Here is a 20,613-nt window from a genome sequence, read left to right on the forward strand (position 1 = left end):
TAACATGTTCTGTGACGAATTGCACGCATCGTTTACATGAATTTTCAGTAATTTTTTACTTACGTCAATAAATCGTTAAAAGTTATCAAGGATTTACTTTTTTTCCAAAACAAAAGATCAGTCATCTATTTAAAATATAGATAAGACTGATCTTTTGGTACACATGTATTTTCTTTTAGGATACCCCTAAATATTCTTTGATTCCTTTAACGACACCTTCAGCAACAGCTTGTTGTCTGGATGCATCGTTCATTTTGGATTCTTCTGATTTGTTACTAATAAATCCAACTTCTAGTAGTACCGCAGGCATTGTCGTTTCACGAATAACATGGAAATTACCATATTGAACGCCACGATTTTTAAAACCTGTAGCTGCAACCAGATACTTGTGAATCGTCTGTGCTAGCTTTTTACTATTACTGCGTTGGTAATACGTTTCTGTACCGGAAGCCGCAGAAGAACTACTGCTGTTCGCGTGAATAGAGACAAATAGATCAGCATTTAGCTTCTCTGCTACTTTCACACGTTGTTTCAGTTCAAGGAACGTATCGTCAGAACGTGTAAGTACTACATCAATATTTGGATCTTGTTTAAGAATAGCTTCTACTTTAAGGGCTACAGCAAGATTCAAAGCTTTCTCTGTACTTACAGAACCAACAGCTCCTGGATCTTGATATCCATGTCCTGCATCAATTACGACTACTTTTTTACCGGAGTTCCCTACAGCAGATCCAGGTTGTGTTGTTCCTTCTGTGCTTGTTGGAGGTGTAGGTTTGGTTCCGTTATCCGGTGTTAGATCGACAATCAACAATCCGTCACCTTCGTTAAAGACTTCGTAATTCTGCTTATTGTTCAAATCAATTACAATTCGAATAGAAGATGGATCTGTACTGTATTGTGAGTAACGGATTTGAGAAACTTTATCATTGTTCTCTACAGCCAGTGTTTGAATTTGTCCTGCACTTGCAGATTGACCTTGAGCAAAGCCGCCACCAAAGTCAGAATTAGGCAGATCAATAACGATTCGATTCGGTGAATCCATTTTGGATACTTTTGGTGTTACGTTTTTGTCCAGTGTAACCAATAAGCGGCTCTCACTAAAACTAATACCGTTCACCAGTGCAAGACCGTTCTCGGCGTTTGATCCTGATTCCGAAGTCGTTCCTCCGCCGGTGCTCGTGCCTGTTGTTGCCAACGTGACAATTTTGTCGCTGTTATTCCAGTTTACTTTGATCCCCATCTGTTCACTAACCAGACGAATGGGTACTAATGTAGTACCATTTTGAACAACCGGTGCTGTATTCAGCGTATACGTTTGGTTATCGACAGAAGCCGATTTTTTGCCAATATTCAATGTGATTGATTTACCTTCGCCATCAATCGCAACCTTACCATCATCTTGATTCCAGGTTACTTGATAACCCAGTTCCTGAGAAATCACACGAATCGGCACCATCACCGAACCATCCATATTCTGTACTTCTTCTGGAATACTAAGTTGCTGTCCATTTAATACAACACGTGTGTTCGTGGCAGCATCACCGATGTGGGGAAAGGACCACATAAACGCAAACAAAAATAACAAAAAAGCAAATTTCTTCATTCTTCACCCCTACCATTCCCGTTTTTTATTACCGAACTTCTTGTACGGCTCCTACCGGTTTTCACATACAACCCGACGATTGTTTAGACGCTCAACTTGGTCAAAAGTTGCGAGTCTTTTACAATCTTAACAGAATGAACGCGACCTTTCCTTAAATTTAAAAATGTTACGTCAATGTAACCTTAAAATTCAAGGCGATTTCAACAAAATAAAAATGCACAACCCGCTGTCATAAGTACTATCGACAGGGTTATGCATTTTTTTAAGAATTATACGAATAAATGCTGAGCTTTATTATTTTCGTAGGTTGTAATATCTGCTTCATGTTGTAAAGTTAGACCAATATCATCCAGCCCTTGAAGTAAAAATTGACGACGATGCTCATCCAGATCAAAATCAATCGTTAGACCGTAATCATCGGACAATTGTTTGTTCTCCAAATCTACTTTTAGACGGTAACCTTCATGATCGGCTGTACGTTGGAAAATGTCTTGTACTTGCTCTTCAGACAATTTGACAGGTAAAATTCCGTTTTTGAAGCAGTTATTATAGAAAATATCTGCAAATGATGGTGCGATAACACAACGGAATCCATAATCCATAATCGCCCACGGTGCATGCTCACGAGAAGAACCGCAACCAAAGTTCGCACGGGAAACCAGTACAGAAGCTCCTTCGTAACGAGGTTTATTCATTTCAAAATCTTGATTCACATTGCCCGCTTCATCCCAGCGCCATTCGTAAAATAGAAATTGTCCAAAACCTGTACGTTCGATTCTTTTCAAAAACTGCTTAGGAATAATAGCATCTGTATCGACATTTACACGGTCTACAGGAGCCACGATCCCGTTTAATTGTTTGAATTCTTCCATGGATAATTACCCCTCTCCTAGTTCAATACTTCTGATTTGAAATTCCAGTCACGTACATCGGTAAAGTGTCCTGTGATCGCCGCTGCTGCTGCCATTGCTGGAGAAACTAGATGCGTACGTCCACCACGTCCTTGACGCCCTTCAAAGTTACGATTCGATGTTGAAGCACAGCGTTGTCCAGGTTGTAATACATCCGGGTTCATCGCTAGACACATACTGCATCCTGCTTCACGCCATTCAAAACCAGCTTCTTTAAATACCACATCCAAGCCTTCTTTTTCCGCTTGAATCTTCACGCGTCCAGAACCAGGAACGACGATAGCTGTCAAACGATCCGAAACAGTATATCCTTTCGCTACAGCTGCTGCTGCACGCAAATCTTCAATACGTCCATTGGTACAAGAACCGATAAATACATAATCAACCGGAATTTCAGCCATCGGTGTACCCGGAGCCAAATCCATATATTCAAGTGCTTTTTCAGCAGCTCTACGTTCATTTTCAGTCGTGAAATCAGCAGGGTTCGGTACGGAAGAAGTAATATCTGTACCCATACCCGGACTTGTTCCCCAGGTTACTTGTGGAATTAATGCATCGACATCAAATTCAAGCACAGTATCATACTCTGCATCTGCATCTGTTGTTAACTGTTCCCAACGTGCTACAGCTTCTTCAAATGCTGCGCCTTGTGGAACATATTGGCGACCACGAAGATATTCGATCGTTGTTGCGTCTGGTGCGATTAGACCTGCTCTTGCACCACCTTCAATGGACATATTACATACAGTCATACGTTCTTCCATCGTTAACTCACGAATCGCTTCGCCTGTATACTCCAATACATAACCTGTTGCAAAATCAGTACCATATTTCGCGATAACGCCCAAGATCATATCTTTTGCTGTAACGCCCGGTTTGCGTGACCCATTAAAACGAATTTCCATCGTTTTGGACTTGGATTGTTGCAAACACTGTGTTGCCATAACATGTTCTACTTCACTGGTTCCGATACCAAAAGCAAGAGCACCAAAAGCTCCATGAGTTGATGTATGACTATCTCCGCACACGATTGTTTTGCCCGGATGAGTTAGACCCAATTCTGGACCCATAACATGGACAACCCCTTGATCAATCGTATCAAGATCAAATAGTTTGACTCCAAAATCTGCACAGTTCTGACTTAATGTATCAATTTGTTGCTTAGAAATTGGATCTTTAATATTAAAACGATCTGTTGTCGGTACGTTATGATCCATCGTTGCAAACGTTAATTCTGGACGACGTACTTTACGATTGCTTAGACGTAAGCCTTCAAATGCTTGCGGCGATGTTACTTCATGTACTAAATGTAGATCAATATACAAAATACTCGGTTGATTTTCTTGTTGAAAAATAACGTGATTATCCCAAATTTTCTCGTACAATGTTTTTTTACTCATTATTTTCACCCCATCATAAGATTCGGACTAAGTCAGCGAACATTCTCTTGTAGCAGATTACGATGGCTGCAATGAAATCTTGGACCTGAGAATGAAGCACCGCTTTATATTGAATCTAATATAACATCCAGTGCTATATTGTTCCAAGATATAATAACTATAGAAGTTATAGGCTATACTTATAAGTGAACTTTTATTAAAATAGATGTATAAAAACAATAGATGTACGAAGGAGCAACTGAACATGGAACTTAGACAATTGCAATATGCGTTACAAATAGCCGCTGAACGTAACTTTTCACGTGCAGCCGAGAAATTACATATTGCTCAACCTTCACTTAGTCAGCAATTATCCAAATTAGAAAAAGAATTAGGGGTGCTTTTGTTCCAGCGGAATACCAGTACTGTAGAATTAACTCATGCAGGTGCTAATTTTGTAGAACAAGCGCAGAAGATTATTGATGCGGTGGAACAGTTACGTCAAGAAATGGCAGATATTTCGCAATTACAAAGTGGACGTGTTGTGGTTGGTAGTATGCAGATTACCGGTTCACATTTACTCCCTCATGTATTACCTGCTTTCCGTGCTGCTTATCCGCAGATTGAAGTTATCTTAATAGAAGATACTTCGCTGAATCTGGAAAAGTTAACTGCAAGTGGTAAAACTGATTTGAGTCTACTGGCTCTTCCACTGACAGAACCTTCACTGACTTATGAACCCGTTGGCGATGAATTGATCGACCTAGCTGTACCCCCTAACCATCCTTTAGCTCAACGCTTTGCGAATGGTGATCATCGGCCTGTACAATTAAAAGAATTAGAACATGAACCATTTATCGTACTTAAAAAAGGACAAGGATTCCGCAAAATTGTATTCGATGTCTGTAAAGAAGCAGGATTTGAACCACAAGTGGTATTTGAAAGTAATAATATTGAGACGATCCAATCTTTAGTCGCTACTGGAATGGGTGTTACTTTTGTTCCTCATTATATTGCACGAGCACGACGTGGCGAGTTTTTACCGATTTATTTACCTTTAGCCGAGCCGATTCCAAGCCGTACTCTGGTCATTGCACGTCGCAAAGGACGCTACCTTTCCAAAGCCGCTGAAGCTTTTGTGCAGACTTTTAAAGAAACAATGATCAATGTAGTGAATCCTGAACAATAAAAATAAGGAGAAGACATGAACTGTCTCTCCATATTTCTGCATTTGAATTTTTATACAAAGACTAGCACTTGATGAATCGTAAAATACTTTATCATCGAAAATCATCTTCTTAACGAAAAAGATTCTTCTTTTAAAGATTTTGCAGAAAATCAATATATCCTGAAATACTTTCTTCAATACGTACAGGAGTAGATTCGTGCTCTGCACTATAGAAAGCGGTAAAGCCTTGATACGAAGCATGAATATAATCGAATGTCATTTCAAAAGGAAGTAATATTTGTTCTAACGTATAACGATATTTTCCTTCGGGTTGATAATCAGCTTCACTTACGCCTACAGTTACTGCAATAGCGACTTTACGATCAGTAAATACTTTACCTGTTGAACCGTATGCCCAACCATATAATAATACTTCATCCAACCATTTTTTCAAAAGTGGCGGCGAATTAAACCAGTATAATGGAAATTGAAAAACAATGTGATCATGGGCTTCAACTAGTGCTTGTTCTTGCTCCACATTTATTTTTTCGTCAGGATAGACTTTATACAATTCATGGATAGTAAATTGATCTGGATACTGTTCCAATTCTTTGACCCAACGTTTATTAATCACAGAATCCTCCATATGAGGATGCGTTACAATAACTAATGTTTTCATATAAACCTCCATCATGATGACGCGTATTTGTGTTGCTTCAATCATTGTATGGTGAATTACATTTTAAAAAAAGTACGCACTTTAATGTTAGATACTAACCTAAAGGAGAGTATGTTATGCATATCGGTAACTATAGTCTGACAGGCGTTGATCTTAAAGATACAGGATTTGGCTACACCCTCTCACTGGTAGGTGGGAAATATAAAATGATCGTGATGTACTGGTTAGCCGGCGAAAATAAAGTGATGCGCTATAATGAACTCAAGCGCTCGATTGGGACGATTTCTTTCAAAACGTTAAGTGTTACACTAAAAGAATTAGAACAAGATCAGCTAATCATCCGTACGGAATATCCACAAGTACCACCTAAAGTAGAATACCGTTTATCTGCACGTGGACAATCTTTGATACCTATTTTGGATATGATGTGTGATTGGGGCGAACAAAATCAGTTAGAGCAGGATGTATTAGAATCCAATCCACTATAAAAAAACAGCAAAAACAATAGTAATCATATCTTAATTACAAAAAGTAATAAAAATACTATTAATAACAATGGATTGCGTTTATACTGGAGATAGTGCAACTAACATGATTACACCTTATAGATCGTTTTATTTATATTTATCAATGTGCATTCTATTTATTTTACTGGAGGATTATACCTATGAAAATTGAAGTTTGGTCAGATTATCAGTGTCCATTTTGTTATATCGGCAAAGCACGTCTTAATAAAGCATTAGAACAATTTCCGAATCGGGACGAAGTAGAAGTTAGTTTCCGTAGCTTTGAGTTGGACCCGAATGCTGCTAAAGATATTCCAATGAATATGTACGAAATGTTAATGAACAAATATGGCTTAACGTTAGAGCAAGTGAAGCAAAATAGCGCTAACTTATGGCAACAAGCCAAAAATGAAGGTTTGGATTTCCAATTTGATACGATGGTATTAACCAACAGCTTTGATGCGCATCGTCTACTCAAATTTGCCGCTAAACAGGGTAAAGAAGCAGAAATGAACGAAGCTTTATTCCGTGCTTATTTTACAGATTCATTGCATATTGGAGATCATGATACATTACTTGATATCGCTGAACGTGTAGGCTTGGATCGCACCGAGACACAGACCTTTTTGAACAGCGAACAATTGGGCAAAGAAGTTCGTCAAGATGAACAACAAGCGAATCAATTAGGTGTAACTGGAGTTCCTTTCTTTGTTGTTAATAACAAATATGGTATCTCTGGAGCACAACCGACAGAAGTCTTCCTAAATACATTGCAAGATGTATGGGCAGAAGATCATCCATTACAAATGATCAATAGCACTGAAGGCGATGTATGTGTAGATGGTTCATGTATCGTACCGGACCAAAAATCGTAAGCTATATTCGTAGTAACATCTTTATTTCATAATAATCGGTCATCAAAAAACGCTTCTGTTATGTATTAACGTACAATCCTTGAGATAAGCCTAACCTATCTAGGAGTTTACGTTTACTACAGCAGAAGCGTTTTTTTAACCTTTTTTTGAAATTCATGGTGAACTTTTAGGATACGAACTGTTGATTATACCATTGTACCGCTGCTTCCACTTCGGTTGCAGTTAATTGGTGTCCGTAATTTTCCCAATGCAAATGTAAATTTGCCTGTGCATCTACAAAATACTTCGCTAATTCTTCTGTTTCTGCGCGAGGAATAATCGGATCATTGGTACCTGAACCCATAAAGATCGGAATACCTGAAAGATCAGGCACGGTTACACTGCGAAGTGGAACCATCGCATGATGCAGAACAGCTCCTTTTAACGATTGATTATCATGGAAAAGTAAGCTTGCTGCAATATTAGCACCATTGGAATATCCTACAGCTACAATATTGCGACGATCAAATCCATACTCGACTGCGGCTTCATCCAAAAACGTATTCAATTCATGCGTACGAGCAATCAAATCAGGCTCATCGAATACTCCTTCTGCCAAGCGACGGAAAAAGCGTGGCATTCCATTTTCCAAAACAGCTCCACGCACACCCAATATCGAAGCTGTTGGTGCAAGACGTTGCGCTAAAGGAATTAAATCATTTTCTGTTCCACCTGTACCATGTAACAATAAGAGTAACGGTTGTGAAGGATCGCTTCCTTGTTTAAAAATATGCTTTAAAGTCAGTGTCATTTTCTATTCCTCCATTCTTTATTTATGATTGAGCTGATACTTTACGAACTTCGATCGGTAATAGATTGTTTTCGATCAATTCACGTTGTGGTTCATACCATTCAGGTAACATTAATTTTTGTCCTAATTGATCAGCTGGTTCGTCATTAGCGAATCCTGGAGGATCTGTAGCAATTTCAAATAAGATTCCACCTTCTTCACGGAAGTAGACTGCATTGAAATATTGACGATCAATCACTGGTGTAGGTTGGAATCCTCCTGCTTGTACTTGTTCACGCCATAGTTCATGCTCTGCAAAGTCAGCCGCACGCCATGCGATATGATGAACGGTTCCTGCTCCAGCAATCCCTCTTGGTAATTCGCGAGAATTGACATCAATAATATTACCAATCTCTCCATCGGCTTGAAAACGAACATATCCATCTTCTTCCGCAATTTTGGTTAATCCCAATATATGCTCTACCGTATGCAACGTTTTAGCTGGTGCTGCGCTAAATAATACACCACCACCGAATCCTTTGATTGCTTGGGCAGCCGTAATCCCGTCCCATTCCCATGTACTCTGTGCGCCGCCCTCACGTTCTACCAATTCGATCCGTAGACCATCATGATCTTCAAATCGTAATAATTGTTCGCCAAAACGTTGAACCGGTTCAAAGCGAATGCCTAATCGAGTTAAGCGCTCTTTCCAGAAATCAAGTGATCCTGTTGGAACAGCAAATACTGTAATTCCCAATTGACCTGCTCCAACGGCTCCTTTACGTGCACCTGGTTGTGGGAAAAAGGTAACGATCGTTCCTGGACTACCACCAGCATCTCCAAAGTACAAATGATATACATCGGGTGCATCAAAGTTAATTGTTTTTTTAACCATATGCAATCCAAGTACGCCTGCATAGAAATCAACATTACGTTGTGGATCAGATACGAAAGAAGTGATGTGGTGAATACCTGCTGTGCGAAGTGTCATAATAATCTCCTTTTTGTTAATTCATTTTTTTAATTTTGATTTTAAATGATTTTTGAATGACCTTATTTGAAATATCTTTAAATTAAACTAATTACGTATACAAATGTCTACGTTGTAAGCTCGTGTTGTATATCTTTATTATAAACAGTTTGCACAATAACAAAAGACCTTTAGGGAAGAATGTTGCTGAACACCGAACTAACTAACTTTTAGTAAGTTAAAAGATTTAAATTAGGATTGTTTTCTTCTTCTGTGCGAGATCGTTCATTTGTATGCTCATTTACTCTTTCTAAATGACAGCATAAAAAAAGCGGAAATAATAGCATACGATATATGCTGTATTATTTCCGCTTGTGTAGAATCTATGTGTTACCTCGTATGCTGTGTTACTTTTGTTCATGAATATATAATTCAGGACGGCGATCTGCAAATACAGGAATACGTCCACGTACTTCATCTGCTAGATCAAGATCTATCGTCGCACTAATGATTCCTTCTACTTCATCGCCTTCAGCTAATACTTCACCCCAAGGATCAATAATCATCGAATGTCCGAAAAATTCACTTTTCTCGTCCCGTCCGACTCGATTGCAAGCCACGACATACATTTGATTCTCAATCGCACGTGCAGTCAGTAGTGTACGCCAATGATGCATACGTGGATGAGGCCATTCCGCAGGCACGAACCAGATTTGTGCACCGGCTAGAGCTAGACTGCGTGCTAACTCGGGAAAGCGAAGATCATAACAAATCGAAGCGGAAGCCGTCACATCATGTAGAGGAAATAATGCTTTCTCCTCACCCGGTTGCATAAATTTCTCTTCGTTCATCAATTTGAACAAATGAATTTTATCGTATTTGGCAGTACGCTCGCCATCTGCTCCATACACATATAATGTATTATAAAAACCGCTCTCCCGTTGTTCTGATATCGAACCTCCTACCAGTACAATCTGATGTTGCTTAGCGATTTGACTCATCCATGCGGTCAGCTTGCCATTTTCACGTTCAGCTAATCCTTCTAAGCGATCGAGAGCGTAACCGGTATTCCACATTTCAGGAAGTACGATTACATCGGGTCTTGGCGCCGCACTCATTGCTTGTGTAATCCATTGTTCAGCACGTTGTTGATTAACTGTAGGATTCGCAAGCTCAATATCCATTTGAATCAAAGCAATATGTAATTGACGTGTCTTATTCATTGGTTATAATCCCCTTTATCACAGCTTGAGTAGCTAGCTGAATCTAAGCTAGTTTTAATGTAGCATGAGTTTATTATTTTGGATATCCTCTATATAGAATCAGTAATATAGAATGGGCAACGAACCCTTCTGACTTTCGATTCCCTTAAATCTCCTGTATACTGATCGGAAAAATCATGATAGATTAGGAACACTTGAGGTTTTTTTAAATTTTAACAATCATACCATGAATTTAGCGGATACGGAGTGATAACGATGACTACTTCTTCAAACTCAAACTCAAATACAAATGAATTACCAAGTATATCAATACAACCTGCCAGTGTCATGAATCAACTGCCTGAACAATTTTTTGCCAAGCTTGTTCAAAATGTTAATCGTCAGGTTGCCGCAGGGCATGATGTTATTAACTTGGGGCAAGGAAATCCTGATCAACCAACCCCTCCGCATATTGTAGAAGAATTGCGTGAAGCCGCTGGAAATCCACAATATCATAAGTACTCGCCTTTTTCCGGTTATTCTTTTCTCAAAGAAGCGGCGGCACAACGTTATAAAGAAGATTATAATGTCGATCTTGATCCTGAGACGGAAGTTGCTATTTTATTCGGTGGCAAAACAGGTCTGATCGAAATTAGCCAAATTATGCTTGAACAAGGGGATATATGTCTTGTTCCTGATCCGGGGTATCCTGATTACTGGTCTGGTGTTGCACTATCTGGTGCAGAGATGTCCTTTATGCCTTTGACAGAAGAAAATAAATACTTACCGGATTATAATGCAATTGCACCCGAAATATTAGATAAAGCCAAGTTGATGTTTCTAAATTATCCGAACAATCCTACATCGGCGACAGCTCCTTACTCTTTCTATGAAGAAACAGTACAATTTGCAGCTAAGCATAATATTGTTGTTGCTAGCGATTTTGCTTATGGAGCGATAGGATTTGACGGAGAACAACCGGTGAGCTTTTTACAGATTCCGGGTGCCAAAGAAGTCGGCGTTGAGTTCTATACGTTATCCAAAACGTATAATATGGCTGGCTGGCGTGTTGCTTTTGCTCTAGGAAATAAAGAAATCATTCGTCTGATCAACTTAATGCAAGATCATGTGTATGTGAGTTTGTTTGGAGGTATTCAAGCAGCGGCAGCCAAAGCTTTAACAGAGTCACAACAATGTGTGACTGATCTGGTAGCTACCTATGAATCTCGCCGAAATGCTTTTTTTGCTGAATTGGAAAAAATCGGTTGGGAAGCTCAAGCGCCTAAAGGTTCTTTCTTTGCCTGGTTGCCTACACCTAACGGCATGGGTTCAGAAGAATTTGCCACTTTATTGCTGGAAAAAGCACATGTCGCTGTAGCACCAGGAGTTGGCTTCGGAACCAAAGGTGAAGGATATGTACGTATCGGTCTACTCACTTCTGAAGAACGGTTGCAAGAAGCGGTACGCCGTATTGGTAAGCTAGGATTATTCAAGTAAGTGATGCGGTGCTTGGCAAAAGCGCTTGATCATGCTATTCTAGTTTGCAACAAACAGTTAGCGTAAGCTTCATGGATACGCTATGGATACGAATGATTGTGATGACGGGAACAGTACGTAAACCTGCGGTGTGTATAGAGAGTGAATCCCAGCGGCTGAAAGGATTCGCCACCAGCTCTTACCGAACCTACCCCCGAACTTTTAGCGCCTATAACGCTAAACGGATACCTACCGTTATCTTGGATATTTAAGTCGGACAGAACGATAGATTCTGTCAATAAAGGTGGTACCGCGGGAGCTCAGACTTTCGTCCTTTGCATTGTATGTTGATGTAGAGGATGAAAGTCTTTTTTGTTTATATTCTAACTAAATATAGAAATGGATAGGCAGTTATAAAGGAGTGAACATATTGTCAAATCAGCGTATTGTTGTCAAGATTGGGAGCAGCTCGCTAACCGGACCACAAGGAGGACTTGATCATCAAGCTGTTGATTTTTTTGCAGATGAGATCGCCTCGTTACAGCGTGCAGGGTACTCTGTGCTTTTGGTCACCTCGGGAGCTGTTGCCGCAGGATTTAGAGAAATAGGCTATCCTTCACGTCCCAAGTTATTACATGAAAAGCAAGCCGCCGCTTCGGTCGGTCAAGCCCTGCTGATGCGTGATTATCAACAAGCTTTTGCACGTCATGGCATAGTTAGTGGACAGGTATTATTAACCCGCAGTGATTTTAACAATCGGAAACGAACAGGCAATGCAACCATGACTATTGAAGAATTGCTGAAGCAAGGGGTTATTCCTATTTTCAATGAAAATGATACGGTATCTGTCGATGAATTGAAATTCGGTGATAATGATACATTATCTGCGCTGGTTGCTAATCTAGCACGTGCTTCGCAATTGATTATTCTAACGGACATGGAAGGATTGTATAATGCTGATCCCCGTCATGATCCAACGGCTAAGCGATATGATCGCATTGATGAGATTACCGATGAAATCTATGCGGTTGCTGGAGGTTCGGGTTCTGCGGTAGGTACAGGTGGTATGCGTTCGAAGATTGATGCCGCCAAAATAGCCACTCGTGGCGGTGTACCTGTATTTGTTGGTCGTGTACGTGAAGTCGGTGATCTCAAAGCAGCGATTGATCATCATGGTAAAGGAACGTATTTTGCGACGCATGTCTCTGCACTTTCGATTAAAAAGCAATGGCTTGGCTTCTTATCGACTCCACTGGGCACCCTTATTGTTGATGATGGTGCAGCTCAAGCATTGACTCGTGAATATCGTAGTCTATTACCTGTTGGGATTAAGCAAGTGGAAGGTCAATTTCATGCCGGAGATGTGATTGAAGTGGTGAATCTTCAGCGTGAAGTACTGGGGCGGGGTATCGTCAATTATGATCATGATCAATTACAATTAATCTGTGGTCTACCTAGCTCTGAGGTATCGAAGCGATTAGGTATTGAAGATATCCACCGCTTAGAAGCTGTCCATCGGGATGAATGGGTTTCATTATAATCTTTGATTTATACTTTAACTTATTAGGATAGAGGAGGTTTTTTATTATGAGTGAAGTATTACACAAGTCCACTCTTGCCAAACAAGCTTCGACTAGACTAGGTGCATTATCTACTGATGACAAAAATGAAGCGTTATTGATCATGGCCAAAGCGCTCATCTCTCATACAGATGAGATTATTACAGCCAATATCGAAGATTTAGAACGTGGACGGGCACAAGGAACATCGGAATCGATGTTAGACCGCCTACGTCTGGATAGCGTACGGATTGAAGGAATAGCTTCTGCTCTACGTCAAATCGCTGATCTGGATGATCCTGTAGGTGATCTTTTGGAAACGTTAGAACGTCCTAATGGATTGATTATCGAGAAGCTTCGTGTCCCTATTGGAGTGATCGGAATTATCTATGAAGCTCGTCCAAATGTCACTGTCGATGCGGCAGGATTATCTCTCAAAACAGGTAATGCTGTTGTTCTACGTGGTGGTTCTGCTGCCCTTTCTTCTAATCGTAAAATGGTTGAAGTGCTTCATCAAGCGCTTGAACAATCTGCTATTCCACGTGATGCCTTACAACTGATCGAAGATGCAGATCGTGCTTCTGTCAATGAAATGATGAAGCTGAATGGTATTATCGATGTTATTATTCCACGTGGTGGTCATTCTTTAATCCAAAATGTGGTTCAAAATTCGACTGTTCCTGTAATTGAAACCGGAGCAGGCATCTGCCATACCTTTTTTGATGCTACAGCAGATCATCAGATGGCATTAGACATAGCGATCAATGCTAAAGTACAGCGTCCTTCCGTCTGTAACTCGATGGAAACACTATTAGTGCATACAGACTATGACCAGACTGCTTTTATCGCGCTTGCTGAAGCTTTACGTGAGGATCAGGTAGAAATTCGAGGTTGCGCAGGAACACGTCAATTGATTCCATGGGCAAAAGAAGTGACTGAACAAGATTATGCTACCGAATATAATGACTATATTTTGAATATCAAAATTGTAGCTAATATGGATGAAGCATTGCAACATATTGCGACTTATGGCACGATGCACTCGGAATGTATCGTTACCGCTGATGAGAATAATGCCAAACGCTTTATGCAAGAAGTCGATGCCGCTGCTGTGTACCACAATGCTTCTACTCGTTTTACTGATGGATTCGAATTCGGATTCGGGGCTGAAATTGGCATCAGTACACAGAAACTACATGCACGCGGCCCTATGGGATTACCTGCACTCACTTCGACCAAATATCGTATTTACGGAAATGGTCAAATTCGTCAATAATATAAATATGAATCATAGGTTCATAAAAGATATTTTGCTCTGCAAAAATCATATTTGATTTAACTAGAAGATGTAGCGCTTGTAATACCAAGTGCTTGAAAGGATGAAAATGATGAGTCACCCTCAATCTTTACAAACGTTAATAACAGAACCTCTTTGTTTTTATGGATCAGGATCTATGGCAGAAGCAATTTTACGAGGGTTAGTGAATCGAGCTGTTGTGGTTCCTGCTCACGTAACAATGCTAAACCGTGGAAATAAGGAACGTTTAGATTATTTAGTACAACGTTACGGTGTTGCTGTCGCTGGAGAAGAATCGACACGTACAGCCGCTTTGCAACAAGCCAAAGTGATTGTACTAGCGATGAAACCTGTCGATGCAGCTCATGCACTTCGTCAGTTAGGACCTACTTTGACAGAAGATCAGTTGATTGTTTCTGTGATTGCAGGTTTGGAAGTAGGTACGATTCAGCACTTACTCGGTCGCAAGCAACCTGTAGCACGTACCATGCCCAATACTTCAAGTAGTATCGGACTTGGAGCCACAGGTCTAGTCTTTTCGGAAGAAGTGAGTCTGGAACAACGTCAATTAGTTCATCATCTATTTGAAGCTGTCGGTACGGTAACCGAGATCGAAGAATCTCAAATGGAAACGTTGACGGGTATTTCAGGAAGTGGCCCTGCTTATATTTATTATGTAATGGAATCGATGATTCGTGCAGGGATCGAAGGAGGATTATCTGCTGAGCAAGCACGTGAACTTACGATTCAGACCGTGATCGGTGCTTCTCATATGGTACAACAAACCGGTGAAGAACCTGCTGCTCTGCGTGCCAAAGTTACTTCTCCTAATGGATCAACCGCAGCGGCGATTAAAGTATTTGAAGATGCACATATGCAAGACACGATTGTACGTGGTGTAGAACGCTGTGCAGAACGTTCTCGTGAGATGGGTGCTGCACTCAAGGAGGACAATTCATGAGTTATTGTATAGCTTCTTATCGTTGTTATGATAGCCAAGCTGATTTTCATAAAAAAGCTTCTTCAATTGCAATTGGGATGACGGTCGGTAGCTGGACCGAATTACCTGCCGCCAAGCAAGAATCTATGAAAAAACATCTAGGTGAAGTCATTTCTGTTGAGGTGAATGAATCCGAACAAGGTGAGCGTTATGCGGATATTCAGATCGCTTACCCTGATGCTAACTTCAGTTCCGATATTCCTGCATTATTGATTACGGTATTTGGTAAAATTTCGATGGATGGTCAGATCAAATTAACCAACTTACAATTCTCAGATACGTTTTTAAGTGCTTTTACGGGCCCTAAATTTGGCATCCAAGGTGTACGTGATATTCTAGGTATTCCTGAACGTCCGTTATTAATGAGTATTTTCAAATCAGTGATCGGTCATGATCTGGATGAATTAACACGTCAATTTACAGCACAAGCTCTAGGTGGCGTGGATCTAATTAAAGACGATGAAATTTTATTTGAAAATGAATTAACACCGATCGAAAAACGTGTGGCTGCTTGCCGTAAAGCTGCCGATGATGTACAAGCACAAACAGGCAAAAAAGTACTGTATGCTGCTAATCTAACCGGTCATACTTTTAAATTAAAAGAACAAGCCAAAAAAGCAATCGATTCAGGAGCCAATGCTCTACTTCTTAATGTATTAGCTTATGGATACGATGTGCTTCATGAACTGGCACGCGATCCTGAGATCAATATTCCAATTATGGCACATCCATCGCTTGCAGGTGCTTATTACCCATCGCCTTATTATGGGATTTCGGCTTCGGTGTTACTGGGTCAATTGATGCGTATTGCGGGTGCTGATCTTGTACTATTCCCTTCTCCTTATGGCTCAGTAGTTATGCCCAAAGCAGAAAATATGGCAATTCGGGAGCAACTGGTATCCCCAGCCTTGCCTTTCCAGCATAGCTTCCCTGTACCTTCGGCTGGTATTCATCCAGGGCTTGTACCGTTGATTCTGAAAGACTTTGGTCATCAGGTAATTATTAATGCTGGTGGCGGTATTCACGGTCATCCCGAAGGTGCTAGCGCGGGTGGTAGAGCTTTCCAACAAGCTATAGATGCTGCCTTGGCAGGTACTTCACTTGCTGATCATGCCGCTCAAGGACATCAAGAACTTAGACAAGCATTAGAACTTTGGGGTGGAGAACGATGAGTGTAAGTAAACAACCGATTATTTTTTGTGATTTTGATGGTACGATTACCAATTCCGACAATATTGTTGCGATTATGAAACATTTCTCTCCTCCTGGATATGAAAAGATTATGAATGAAGTCGTCGGAGGTCAACGTTCGATTCGTGATGGTGTAGGTAAAATGTTTGCACTACTGCCTTCTTCACAAAAGCAAGAAATTGTGGATTATGTGATGAATACAGCCGGTATTCGTGAAGGATTTAGCGATTTTCTAGCTTTAGTTCATCGCCACCAAATTCCTTTTTATGTGACCAGCGGTGGAATCGACTTTTTCTTAAAACCATTATTAGCTCCTTTTGATATTGCAGAAGATCATATTTTCTGTAACGGTGCTGATTTTAGTGGTGAACATATTGAGATTGTATGGACTCATCCTTGTGATGAACATTGTCAAAATGATTGCGGAATGTGTAAAACGACGGTTATGCGTCAATTTTCACCGGATCAATATGAGCGTATCCTTATTGGAGATAGCTTAACTGATTTTGAAGGAGCTAAGATTGCTGATCTGGTCTACTCACGCTCTGTCTTAACAGACAAATGTGTAGAACTAGGGGTTGATCATGTACCTTTCCATACTTTCCATGATATTATTTCAGATTTTGGACAACGAATAGGAGCGATACATTCATGAGTTTTGTTAATATTCCTTTAGAGCATAAGCAAGCGGCATTACAAGAGCTAAGTGGCATCAAAGAGCAATTCGCTGCAAGACATTGGTTTCCAGGTACAAGCGGTAACTTATCGCTTCGTGTAGGCGACTACATGCCTGAGAACTTCCATTTTGCCATTACAGCAAGTGGTAAAGACAAATCAGTAAGCACACCGTCTGATTTCTTATTTGTAGATCAAGATGGTCGTCCTTGTGAGACTACCGGGCTGAAGCCTAGTGCAGAGACATTAATTCATTGCGAAATCTATCGTGAAACCGGTTGTGGTGCCGTATTCCATGTACACACCGTATTCAATAATCTAGTAAGCGAATATTTTGGTGAACAAGGTGAAGTGCCGATTCAAGGATTAGAATTAATAAAAGCATTCAATATCTGGGAAGAAAATGCTGCGATTACGATCCCTGTTCTTCCTAACTATGCTGAAATTCCTAAAATTGCTGAATTGGTATCGGGTGTTTTGAATCAATCGATTCCAGGTATTCTGTTACGTGGACATGGTATCTATGCTTGGGGTCAAAACGCATTTGAAGCCAAACGCCATCTAGAAGCATTTGAGTTTATTTTTGAGTACATCTATCGTGATTTGCTACTAAGAAAATAAAAAGAGTCTCTGTGCCTTTTAAAAGATCGATGAAGTGATGATTTCGTCTATAGGATTAGATGATTTACTCTTATAGACGAAATTAATCTCTCTCTTACATGTAATCCGTTCGTGTTTGAAGATATAAAAATCAATATTAGGGTCATTTTTCTTAAATGAAGCGTTATCATTTTGGAAATATTTGAAAAAAACGTACAAAAAAGCTGACATTATGGTTAATGTCAGCTTTTTTTGTATGTAAAACACAATTTGTTGTTGCCCTTCATCACAAATACCCGTATACTGATTATAAATTAACAACAAGCGTACAGATGAACGAATTGATCTGCATTGCTTCACTTGAATATGTTGCATTTCGTATAAGAAATACCATAATAGAAACCATCTATGGCAGTAGATGGCTTCATGTATATCTTTATTGGTATTTTTCTATCCTATGCTCTTGGCCGATCAGATGGATAAATCTTATTTTTGCGGAATAGTCAATTGGTATCCAGCTGGAAGAAGATTGTTAGCAGCAATCAACTCATCTACAGTTACACCATATTGAGCAGCGATTTCAGTAAGGCTAGCACCTTGTGGAACAACTACAGTTACATTTGTTTTAGCTTGTGCTTCAGTAGCAGGTGTCTTAGCGGCATCTGTTTTTTCTTGTTCTGGAGCAGTTGTTGTTTCGTTAGAAGAACCGAACATTGCATTTACTTGTGCAGATACAGCAGCTTGGTAAGCAGCGTTGTCAGCACGTTTTTCTGCTTTGTCTTTGTTTTTCTCATGGTTAGAATCGTTAGTTGCAGCAGATACTTGGTGTGCTCCCAAAGGTGCTACTACGGATACTGCTCCCAAACTTGCTGCTACTACTGTAGACAATAATACTTTTTGAATTTTGCTGTTCATCATTTTGTATCTCTCCTAATTGAATGTTTTATTTTGTATTACTATGTGTTACGTGTTTGTGTTGATTTTAGATCACTCTATACGCTAACCACTTTAGCTTCTTATGAATAATTATGAGATAGTAGTCATGTATTTGTAAGTATTCAGTACTTGTTTATCAGGGCAAAAGTAACTTTACTCCTATTTCAAATAAATTGCAACCCTACTGAAATGATTTTTATTATATTTTGCAAAATTAAATGTAACTACATAATAGAAACATACCTAATTAGTTTAGCGCTTACATTTTTCATAAACTTTTTACCATTTTAATATTTACTGTATATTTTTTCACATTCCGTTTACATTTCTGATTTGCTTCTTTTTTGTACATATTCTGTACACATTTCAGTAATGATGTTATATTAATTGACATATCAAGCGTTTTTATATAAAAATATTATCATATAAATACTTTTGAAGTTATAAATTCCTCTCTATATTCTTGCATTTCACTTGAAAAATATCCTTTTTAGGTTTGCTATCCTATGTAAATCCCTTGGTTACTCTGTAATCAGTTGTTTTTATTTTTACATTTCTCTTTTACCATTTATACTAGCGATCAATCTACTACATCACTCTTCATGTTATATATACCTCACACCTAACTAGCTAGCTATAATTTTTGATCTTCTTTTATTACAGACAAACTCCTTTTTCCAAATATAGGATAATGTATATTCATGCTTTTTATTGAATAAATAATCTTAAATATTTTCTGTTAGATCCTCCTTAGATTTATATCAAAATGACTCCAAAAAAGAAGATTTTGAGCATAAAAAAATATTTAAAAAGTTTTTAGAAAATCTTTTTTTTTACCTTTTTGAGTCTATTTTGTTCATATAGATTCTCCAAATATTTTCTAAAATATGTAGTCTTTTTATCTATCCAAATGAGCACAAATCTGCTCTTCTTCTATTTCATAAATTTCTATATTTGATCTCTCTATACATTAGATAAATAGATCTAACACAAAAAAGACTGTTTCCCCAAATATTATCGAGGAAACAGCCTTTTGTTTTTTACACTTTATTTATTAATAGCCATGAAACAGATCCTACTAACTTATCGTTGACGGAATTTCTGTGTGTGTGCTCTAGCGTCTTCTACTGTACGTACACGGTTACGATTCCATTCCAGTAAAATACGATCAATGTATCTAAAATGAAGCTTACCTGCAAATACAGCTTCTTTGAGCGCCATTAAAATCAATTCTTCAGCATACCGATCCTGATCGATCCAACTGGAGATCGTTTCGCATTCCATTGGAGATAACGGACGAGCAAATTCTTTTTCAAAAATAATAAAAAGGTTGCGCTCATTCTCTGCTTGCTTATCTGCTTTGGACATCGGTTTGACAGGTTCAGGTAAGACGTCTGAAGAATCAATCATATCCTGCTGCTCTGTAGCCAGTACAGTACCCAGTTTCTCATACAATCCGCTTAGATCATAGCGCTCATAGCGAATGCCTGTTAACGGGTCTTCTTCATCTTCAATTAATACAAACCCTGACTTCATTAACTTCTGGATACGAGTAGCGATCAGAGAAGCATCTGCTCCTGTTCTCCATTGTAGTTCTTCAAGTGTCGGGAATTCATTATTTTCAACTTGTCGAAAAGATAGAATTTGAATGAGCAACATTGCTTCCGCATCATCCAGATCTAATGCCTGATAATATTTGAGCAATGCATAAGGCACATTCGCCGTCTGCAAGCCCAAAGCAAAGGCAGCACCTTTAGACCAGGACTTCCATTGTTCTCCGCCCATGTGATTCACCCTTTCTATTGCTCTACGATTAG

General features: G+C 39.4%; 19 protein-coding genes and 1 other annotated feature. Of the genes, 10 read left to right on the forward strand and 9 right to left on the reverse strand.

The features are described 5' to 3' along the window. Positions 1–175 precede the first annotated feature (175 nt). The 3 genes from PaeCFBP13512_RS00205 to leuC all read right to left on the reverse strand — a co-directional run bounded on the left by PaeCFBP13512_RS00205 (position 176) and on the right by leuC (position 3,914). Positions 176–1,564, reverse strand: coding sequence for an N-acetylmuramoyl-L-alanine amidase family protein (locus PaeCFBP13512_RS00205; RefSeq protein ID WP_308641806.1), 1,389 nt, complete (start codon positions 1,562–1,564; stop codon positions 176–178). A 308-nt stretch (positions 1,565–1,872) separates the two neighbouring features. After that, positions 1,873–2,475, reverse strand: a complete 603-nt coding sequence (leuD, locus tag PaeCFBP13512_RS00210) for a 3-isopropylmalate dehydratase small subunit (protein WP_069327973.1) — start codon at positions 2,473–2,475, stop codon at positions 1,873–1,875. Between the two features lie 17 nt (positions 2,476–2,492). Next, a complete protein-coding gene (leuC, locus tag PaeCFBP13512_RS00215; protein WP_137220606.1) occupies positions 2,493–3,914 on the reverse strand; it encodes a 3-isopropylmalate dehydratase large subunit in 1,422 nt (473 codons plus the stop codon). Positions 3,915–4,158: 244 nt separating this feature from the next. On the opposite strand from leuC, the gene PaeCFBP13512_RS00220 reads away from it, so the two are divergent. Then, positions 4,159–5,082, forward strand: coding sequence for a LysR family transcriptional regulator (locus PaeCFBP13512_RS00220; RefSeq protein ID WP_069327971.1), 924 nt, complete (start codon positions 4,159–4,161; stop codon positions 5,080–5,082). A 130-nt stretch (positions 5,083–5,212) separates the two neighbouring features. Here the strand turns inward: PaeCFBP13512_RS00220 and PaeCFBP13512_RS00225 are convergent, their stop codons facing one another. Then, a complete protein-coding gene (locus tag PaeCFBP13512_RS00225) occupies positions 5,213–5,740 on the reverse strand; it encodes an NAD(P)H-dependent oxidoreductase (RefSeq protein ID WP_069327970.1) in 528 nt (175 codons plus the stop codon). Between the two features lie 116 nt (positions 5,741–5,856). On the opposite strand from PaeCFBP13512_RS00225, the gene PaeCFBP13512_RS00230 reads away from it, so the two are divergent. Both PaeCFBP13512_RS00230 and PaeCFBP13512_RS00235 read left to right on the forward strand, forming a co-directional pair. Further along, positions 5,857–6,228 carry a winged helix-turn-helix transcriptional regulator gene (locus PaeCFBP13512_RS00230; protein WP_069327969.1) on the forward strand — a complete coding sequence of 124 codons (372 nt, stop codon included), beginning with the start codon at positions 5,857–5,859 and terminating at the stop codon, positions 6,226–6,228. Between the two features lie 179 nt (positions 6,229–6,407). Beyond that, entirely contained in the window at positions 6,408–7,121 is a 714-nt protein-coding gene (locus PaeCFBP13512_RS00235) for a DsbA family oxidoreductase (protein WP_069327968.1), read from the forward strand. Positions 7,122–7,287: 166 nt separating this feature from the next. On the opposite strand, the gene PaeCFBP13512_RS00240 is transcribed toward PaeCFBP13512_RS00235, so the two are convergent. From PaeCFBP13512_RS00240 to PaeCFBP13512_RS00250, 3 genes are all read right to left on the reverse strand, one after another. Further along, positions 7,288–7,911: an alpha/beta hydrolase gene (locus tag PaeCFBP13512_RS00240; protein WP_069327967.1), complete on the reverse strand. Its 624-nt coding sequence runs from the start codon at positions 7,909–7,911 to the stop codon at positions 7,288–7,290. 22 nt (positions 7,912–7,933) lie between these two features. Continuing rightward, positions 7,934–8,881: a ring-cleaving dioxygenase gene (locus PaeCFBP13512_RS00245; protein WP_137220607.1), complete on the reverse strand. Its 948-nt coding sequence runs from the start codon at positions 8,879–8,881 to the stop codon at positions 7,934–7,936. Between the two features lie 386 nt (positions 8,882–9,267). Next, positions 9,268–10,083, reverse strand: a complete 816-nt coding sequence (locus PaeCFBP13512_RS00250; RefSeq protein ID WP_137220608.1) for a carbon-nitrogen family hydrolase — start codon at positions 10,081–10,083, stop codon at positions 9,268–9,270. 255 nt (positions 10,084–10,338) lie between these two features. Between PaeCFBP13512_RS00250 and PaeCFBP13512_RS00255 the strand changes: the two genes are divergently transcribed. From PaeCFBP13512_RS00255 to mtnB, 7 genes are all read left to right on the forward strand, one after another. Continuing rightward, positions 10,339–11,559, forward strand: coding sequence for a pyridoxal phosphate-dependent aminotransferase (locus PaeCFBP13512_RS00255; RefSeq protein WP_137220609.1), 1,221 nt, complete (start codon positions 10,339–10,341; stop codon positions 11,557–11,559). Between the two features lie 92 nt (positions 11,560–11,651). Then, positions 11,652–11,877: a binding site (T-box leader), on the forward strand. Positions 11,878–11,941: 64 nt separating this feature from the next. After that, positions 11,942–13,078, forward strand: a complete 1,137-nt coding sequence (gene proB, locus PaeCFBP13512_RS00260; RefSeq protein WP_342671965.1) for a glutamate 5-kinase — start codon at positions 11,942–11,944, stop codon at positions 13,076–13,078. A 47-nt stretch (positions 13,079–13,125) separates the two neighbouring features. Beyond that, positions 13,126–14,373, forward strand: coding sequence for a glutamate-5-semialdehyde dehydrogenase (locus tag PaeCFBP13512_RS00265; RefSeq protein WP_137220611.1), 1,248 nt, complete (start codon positions 13,126–13,128; stop codon positions 14,371–14,373). A 109-nt stretch (positions 14,374–14,482) separates the two neighbouring features. Then, positions 14,483–15,355: a pyrroline-5-carboxylate reductase gene (gene proC, locus PaeCFBP13512_RS00270; RefSeq protein WP_069327989.1), complete on the forward strand. Its 873-nt coding sequence runs from the start codon at positions 14,483–14,485 to the stop codon at positions 15,353–15,355. Further along, positions 15,352–16,566, forward strand: a complete 1,215-nt coding sequence (locus PaeCFBP13512_RS00275) for a 2,3-diketo-5-methylthiopentyl-1-phosphate enolase (RefSeq protein WP_137220612.1) — start codon at positions 15,352–15,354, stop codon at positions 16,564–16,566. Before proC ends, PaeCFBP13512_RS00275 begins: the two co-directional genes overlap by 4 nt. Then, complete coding sequence (locus tag PaeCFBP13512_RS00280; RefSeq protein WP_137220613.1) at positions 16,563–17,240, forward strand: 2-hydroxy-3-keto-5-methylthiopentenyl-1-phosphate phosphatase; 678 nt, start codon at positions 16,563–16,565, stop codon at positions 17,238–17,240. The genes PaeCFBP13512_RS00275 and PaeCFBP13512_RS00280 overlap by 4 nt, the downstream gene beginning before the upstream one ends. Continuing rightward, positions 17,237–17,881, forward strand: coding sequence for a methylthioribulose 1-phosphate dehydratase (gene mtnB / locus PaeCFBP13512_RS00285; protein ID WP_137220614.1), 645 nt, complete (start codon positions 17,237–17,239; stop codon positions 17,879–17,881). The genes PaeCFBP13512_RS00280 and mtnB overlap by 4 nt, the downstream gene beginning before the upstream one ends. Before the next feature lie 465 nt (positions 17,882–18,346). Here the strand turns inward: mtnB and PaeCFBP13512_RS00290 are convergent, their stop codons facing one another. Both PaeCFBP13512_RS00290 and PaeCFBP13512_RS00295 read right to left on the reverse strand, forming a co-directional pair. Further along, positions 18,347–18,778, reverse strand: a complete 432-nt coding sequence (locus PaeCFBP13512_RS00290; protein ID WP_241669238.1) for a LysM peptidoglycan-binding domain-containing protein — start codon at positions 18,776–18,778, stop codon at positions 18,347–18,349. Between the two features lie 1,101 nt (positions 18,779–19,879). Further along, on the reverse strand, positions 19,880–20,581 hold the full coding sequence (locus PaeCFBP13512_RS00295; protein ID WP_137220615.1) for a DnaD domain-containing protein: 702 nt from the start codon (positions 20,579–20,581) through the stop codon (positions 19,880–19,882). Positions 20,582–20,613: the final 32 nt, after the last annotated feature.

The sequence above is a fragment of the Paenibacillus sp. CFBP13512 genome (assembly GCF_005233705.1).
Taxonomy (GTDB): domain Bacteria; phylum Bacillota; class Bacilli; order Paenibacillales; family Paenibacillaceae; genus Saccharibacillus; species Saccharibacillus nuruki.

Coding starts and splice junctions, on each gene's coding strand:
- PaeCFBP13512_RS00235 (WP_069327968.1), top strand. CDS start 6,408: ATGAAAATTGAAGTTTGGTCAGATTATCAGTGTCCATTTTGTTATATC.
- PaeCFBP13512_RS00295 (WP_137220615.1), bottom strand. CDS start 20,581: ATGGGCGGAGAACAATGGAAGTCCTGGTCTAAAGGTGCTGCCTTTGCT.
- PaeCFBP13512_RS00280 (WP_137220613.1), top strand. CDS start 16,563: ATGAGTGTAAGTAAACAACCGATTATTTTTTGTGATTTTGATGGTACG.
- PaeCFBP13512_RS00240 (WP_069327967.1), bottom strand. CDS start 7,911: ATGACACTGACTTTAAAGCATATTTTTAAACAAGGAAGCGATCCTTCA.
- PaeCFBP13512_RS00275 (WP_137220612.1), top strand. CDS start 15,352: ATGAGTTATTGTATAGCTTCTTATCGTTGTTATGATAGCCAAGCTGAT.
- PaeCFBP13512_RS00290 (WP_241669238.1), bottom strand. CDS start 18,778: ATGATGAACAGCAAAATTCAAAAAGTATTATTGTCTACAGTAGTAGCA.
- PaeCFBP13512_RS00265 (WP_137220611.1), top strand. CDS start 13,126: ATGAGTGAAGTATTACACAAGTCCACTCTTGCCAAACAAGCTTCGACT.
- PaeCFBP13512_RS00220 (WP_069327971.1), top strand. CDS start 4,159: ATGGAACTTAGACAATTGCAATATGCGTTACAAATAGCCGCTGAACGT.
- leuC (WP_137220606.1), bottom strand. CDS start 3,914: ATGAGTAAAAAAACATTGTACGAGAAAATTTGGGATAATCACGTTATT.
- mtnB (WP_137220614.1), top strand. CDS start 17,237: ATGAGTTTTGTTAATATTCCTTTAGAGCATAAGCAAGCGGCATTACAA.
- PaeCFBP13512_RS00245 (WP_137220607.1), bottom strand. CDS start 8,881: ATGACACTTCGCACAGCAGGTATTCACCACATCACTTCTTTCGTATCT.
- PaeCFBP13512_RS00225 (WP_069327970.1), bottom strand. CDS start 5,740: ATGAAAACATTAGTTATTGTAACGCATCCTCATATGGAGGATTCTGTG.
- PaeCFBP13512_RS00255 (WP_137220609.1), top strand. CDS start 10,339: ATGACTACTTCTTCAAACTCAAACTCAAATACAAATGAATTACCAAGT.
- PaeCFBP13512_RS00230 (WP_069327969.1), top strand. CDS start 5,857: ATGCATATCGGTAACTATAGTCTGACAGGCGTTGATCTTAAAGATACA.
- PaeCFBP13512_RS00250 (WP_137220608.1), bottom strand. CDS start 10,083: ATGAATAAGACACGTCAATTACATATTGCTTTGATTCAAATGGATATT.
- proC (WP_069327989.1), top strand. CDS start 14,483: ATGATGAGTCACCCTCAATCTTTACAAACGTTAATAACAGAACCTCTT.
- PaeCFBP13512_RS00205 (WP_308641806.1), bottom strand. CDS start 1,564: ATGTGGTCCTTTCCCCACATCGGTGATGCTGCCACGAACACACGTGTT.
- leuD (WP_069327973.1), bottom strand. CDS start 2,475: ATGGAAGAATTCAAACAATTAAACGGGATCGTGGCTCCTGTAGACCGT.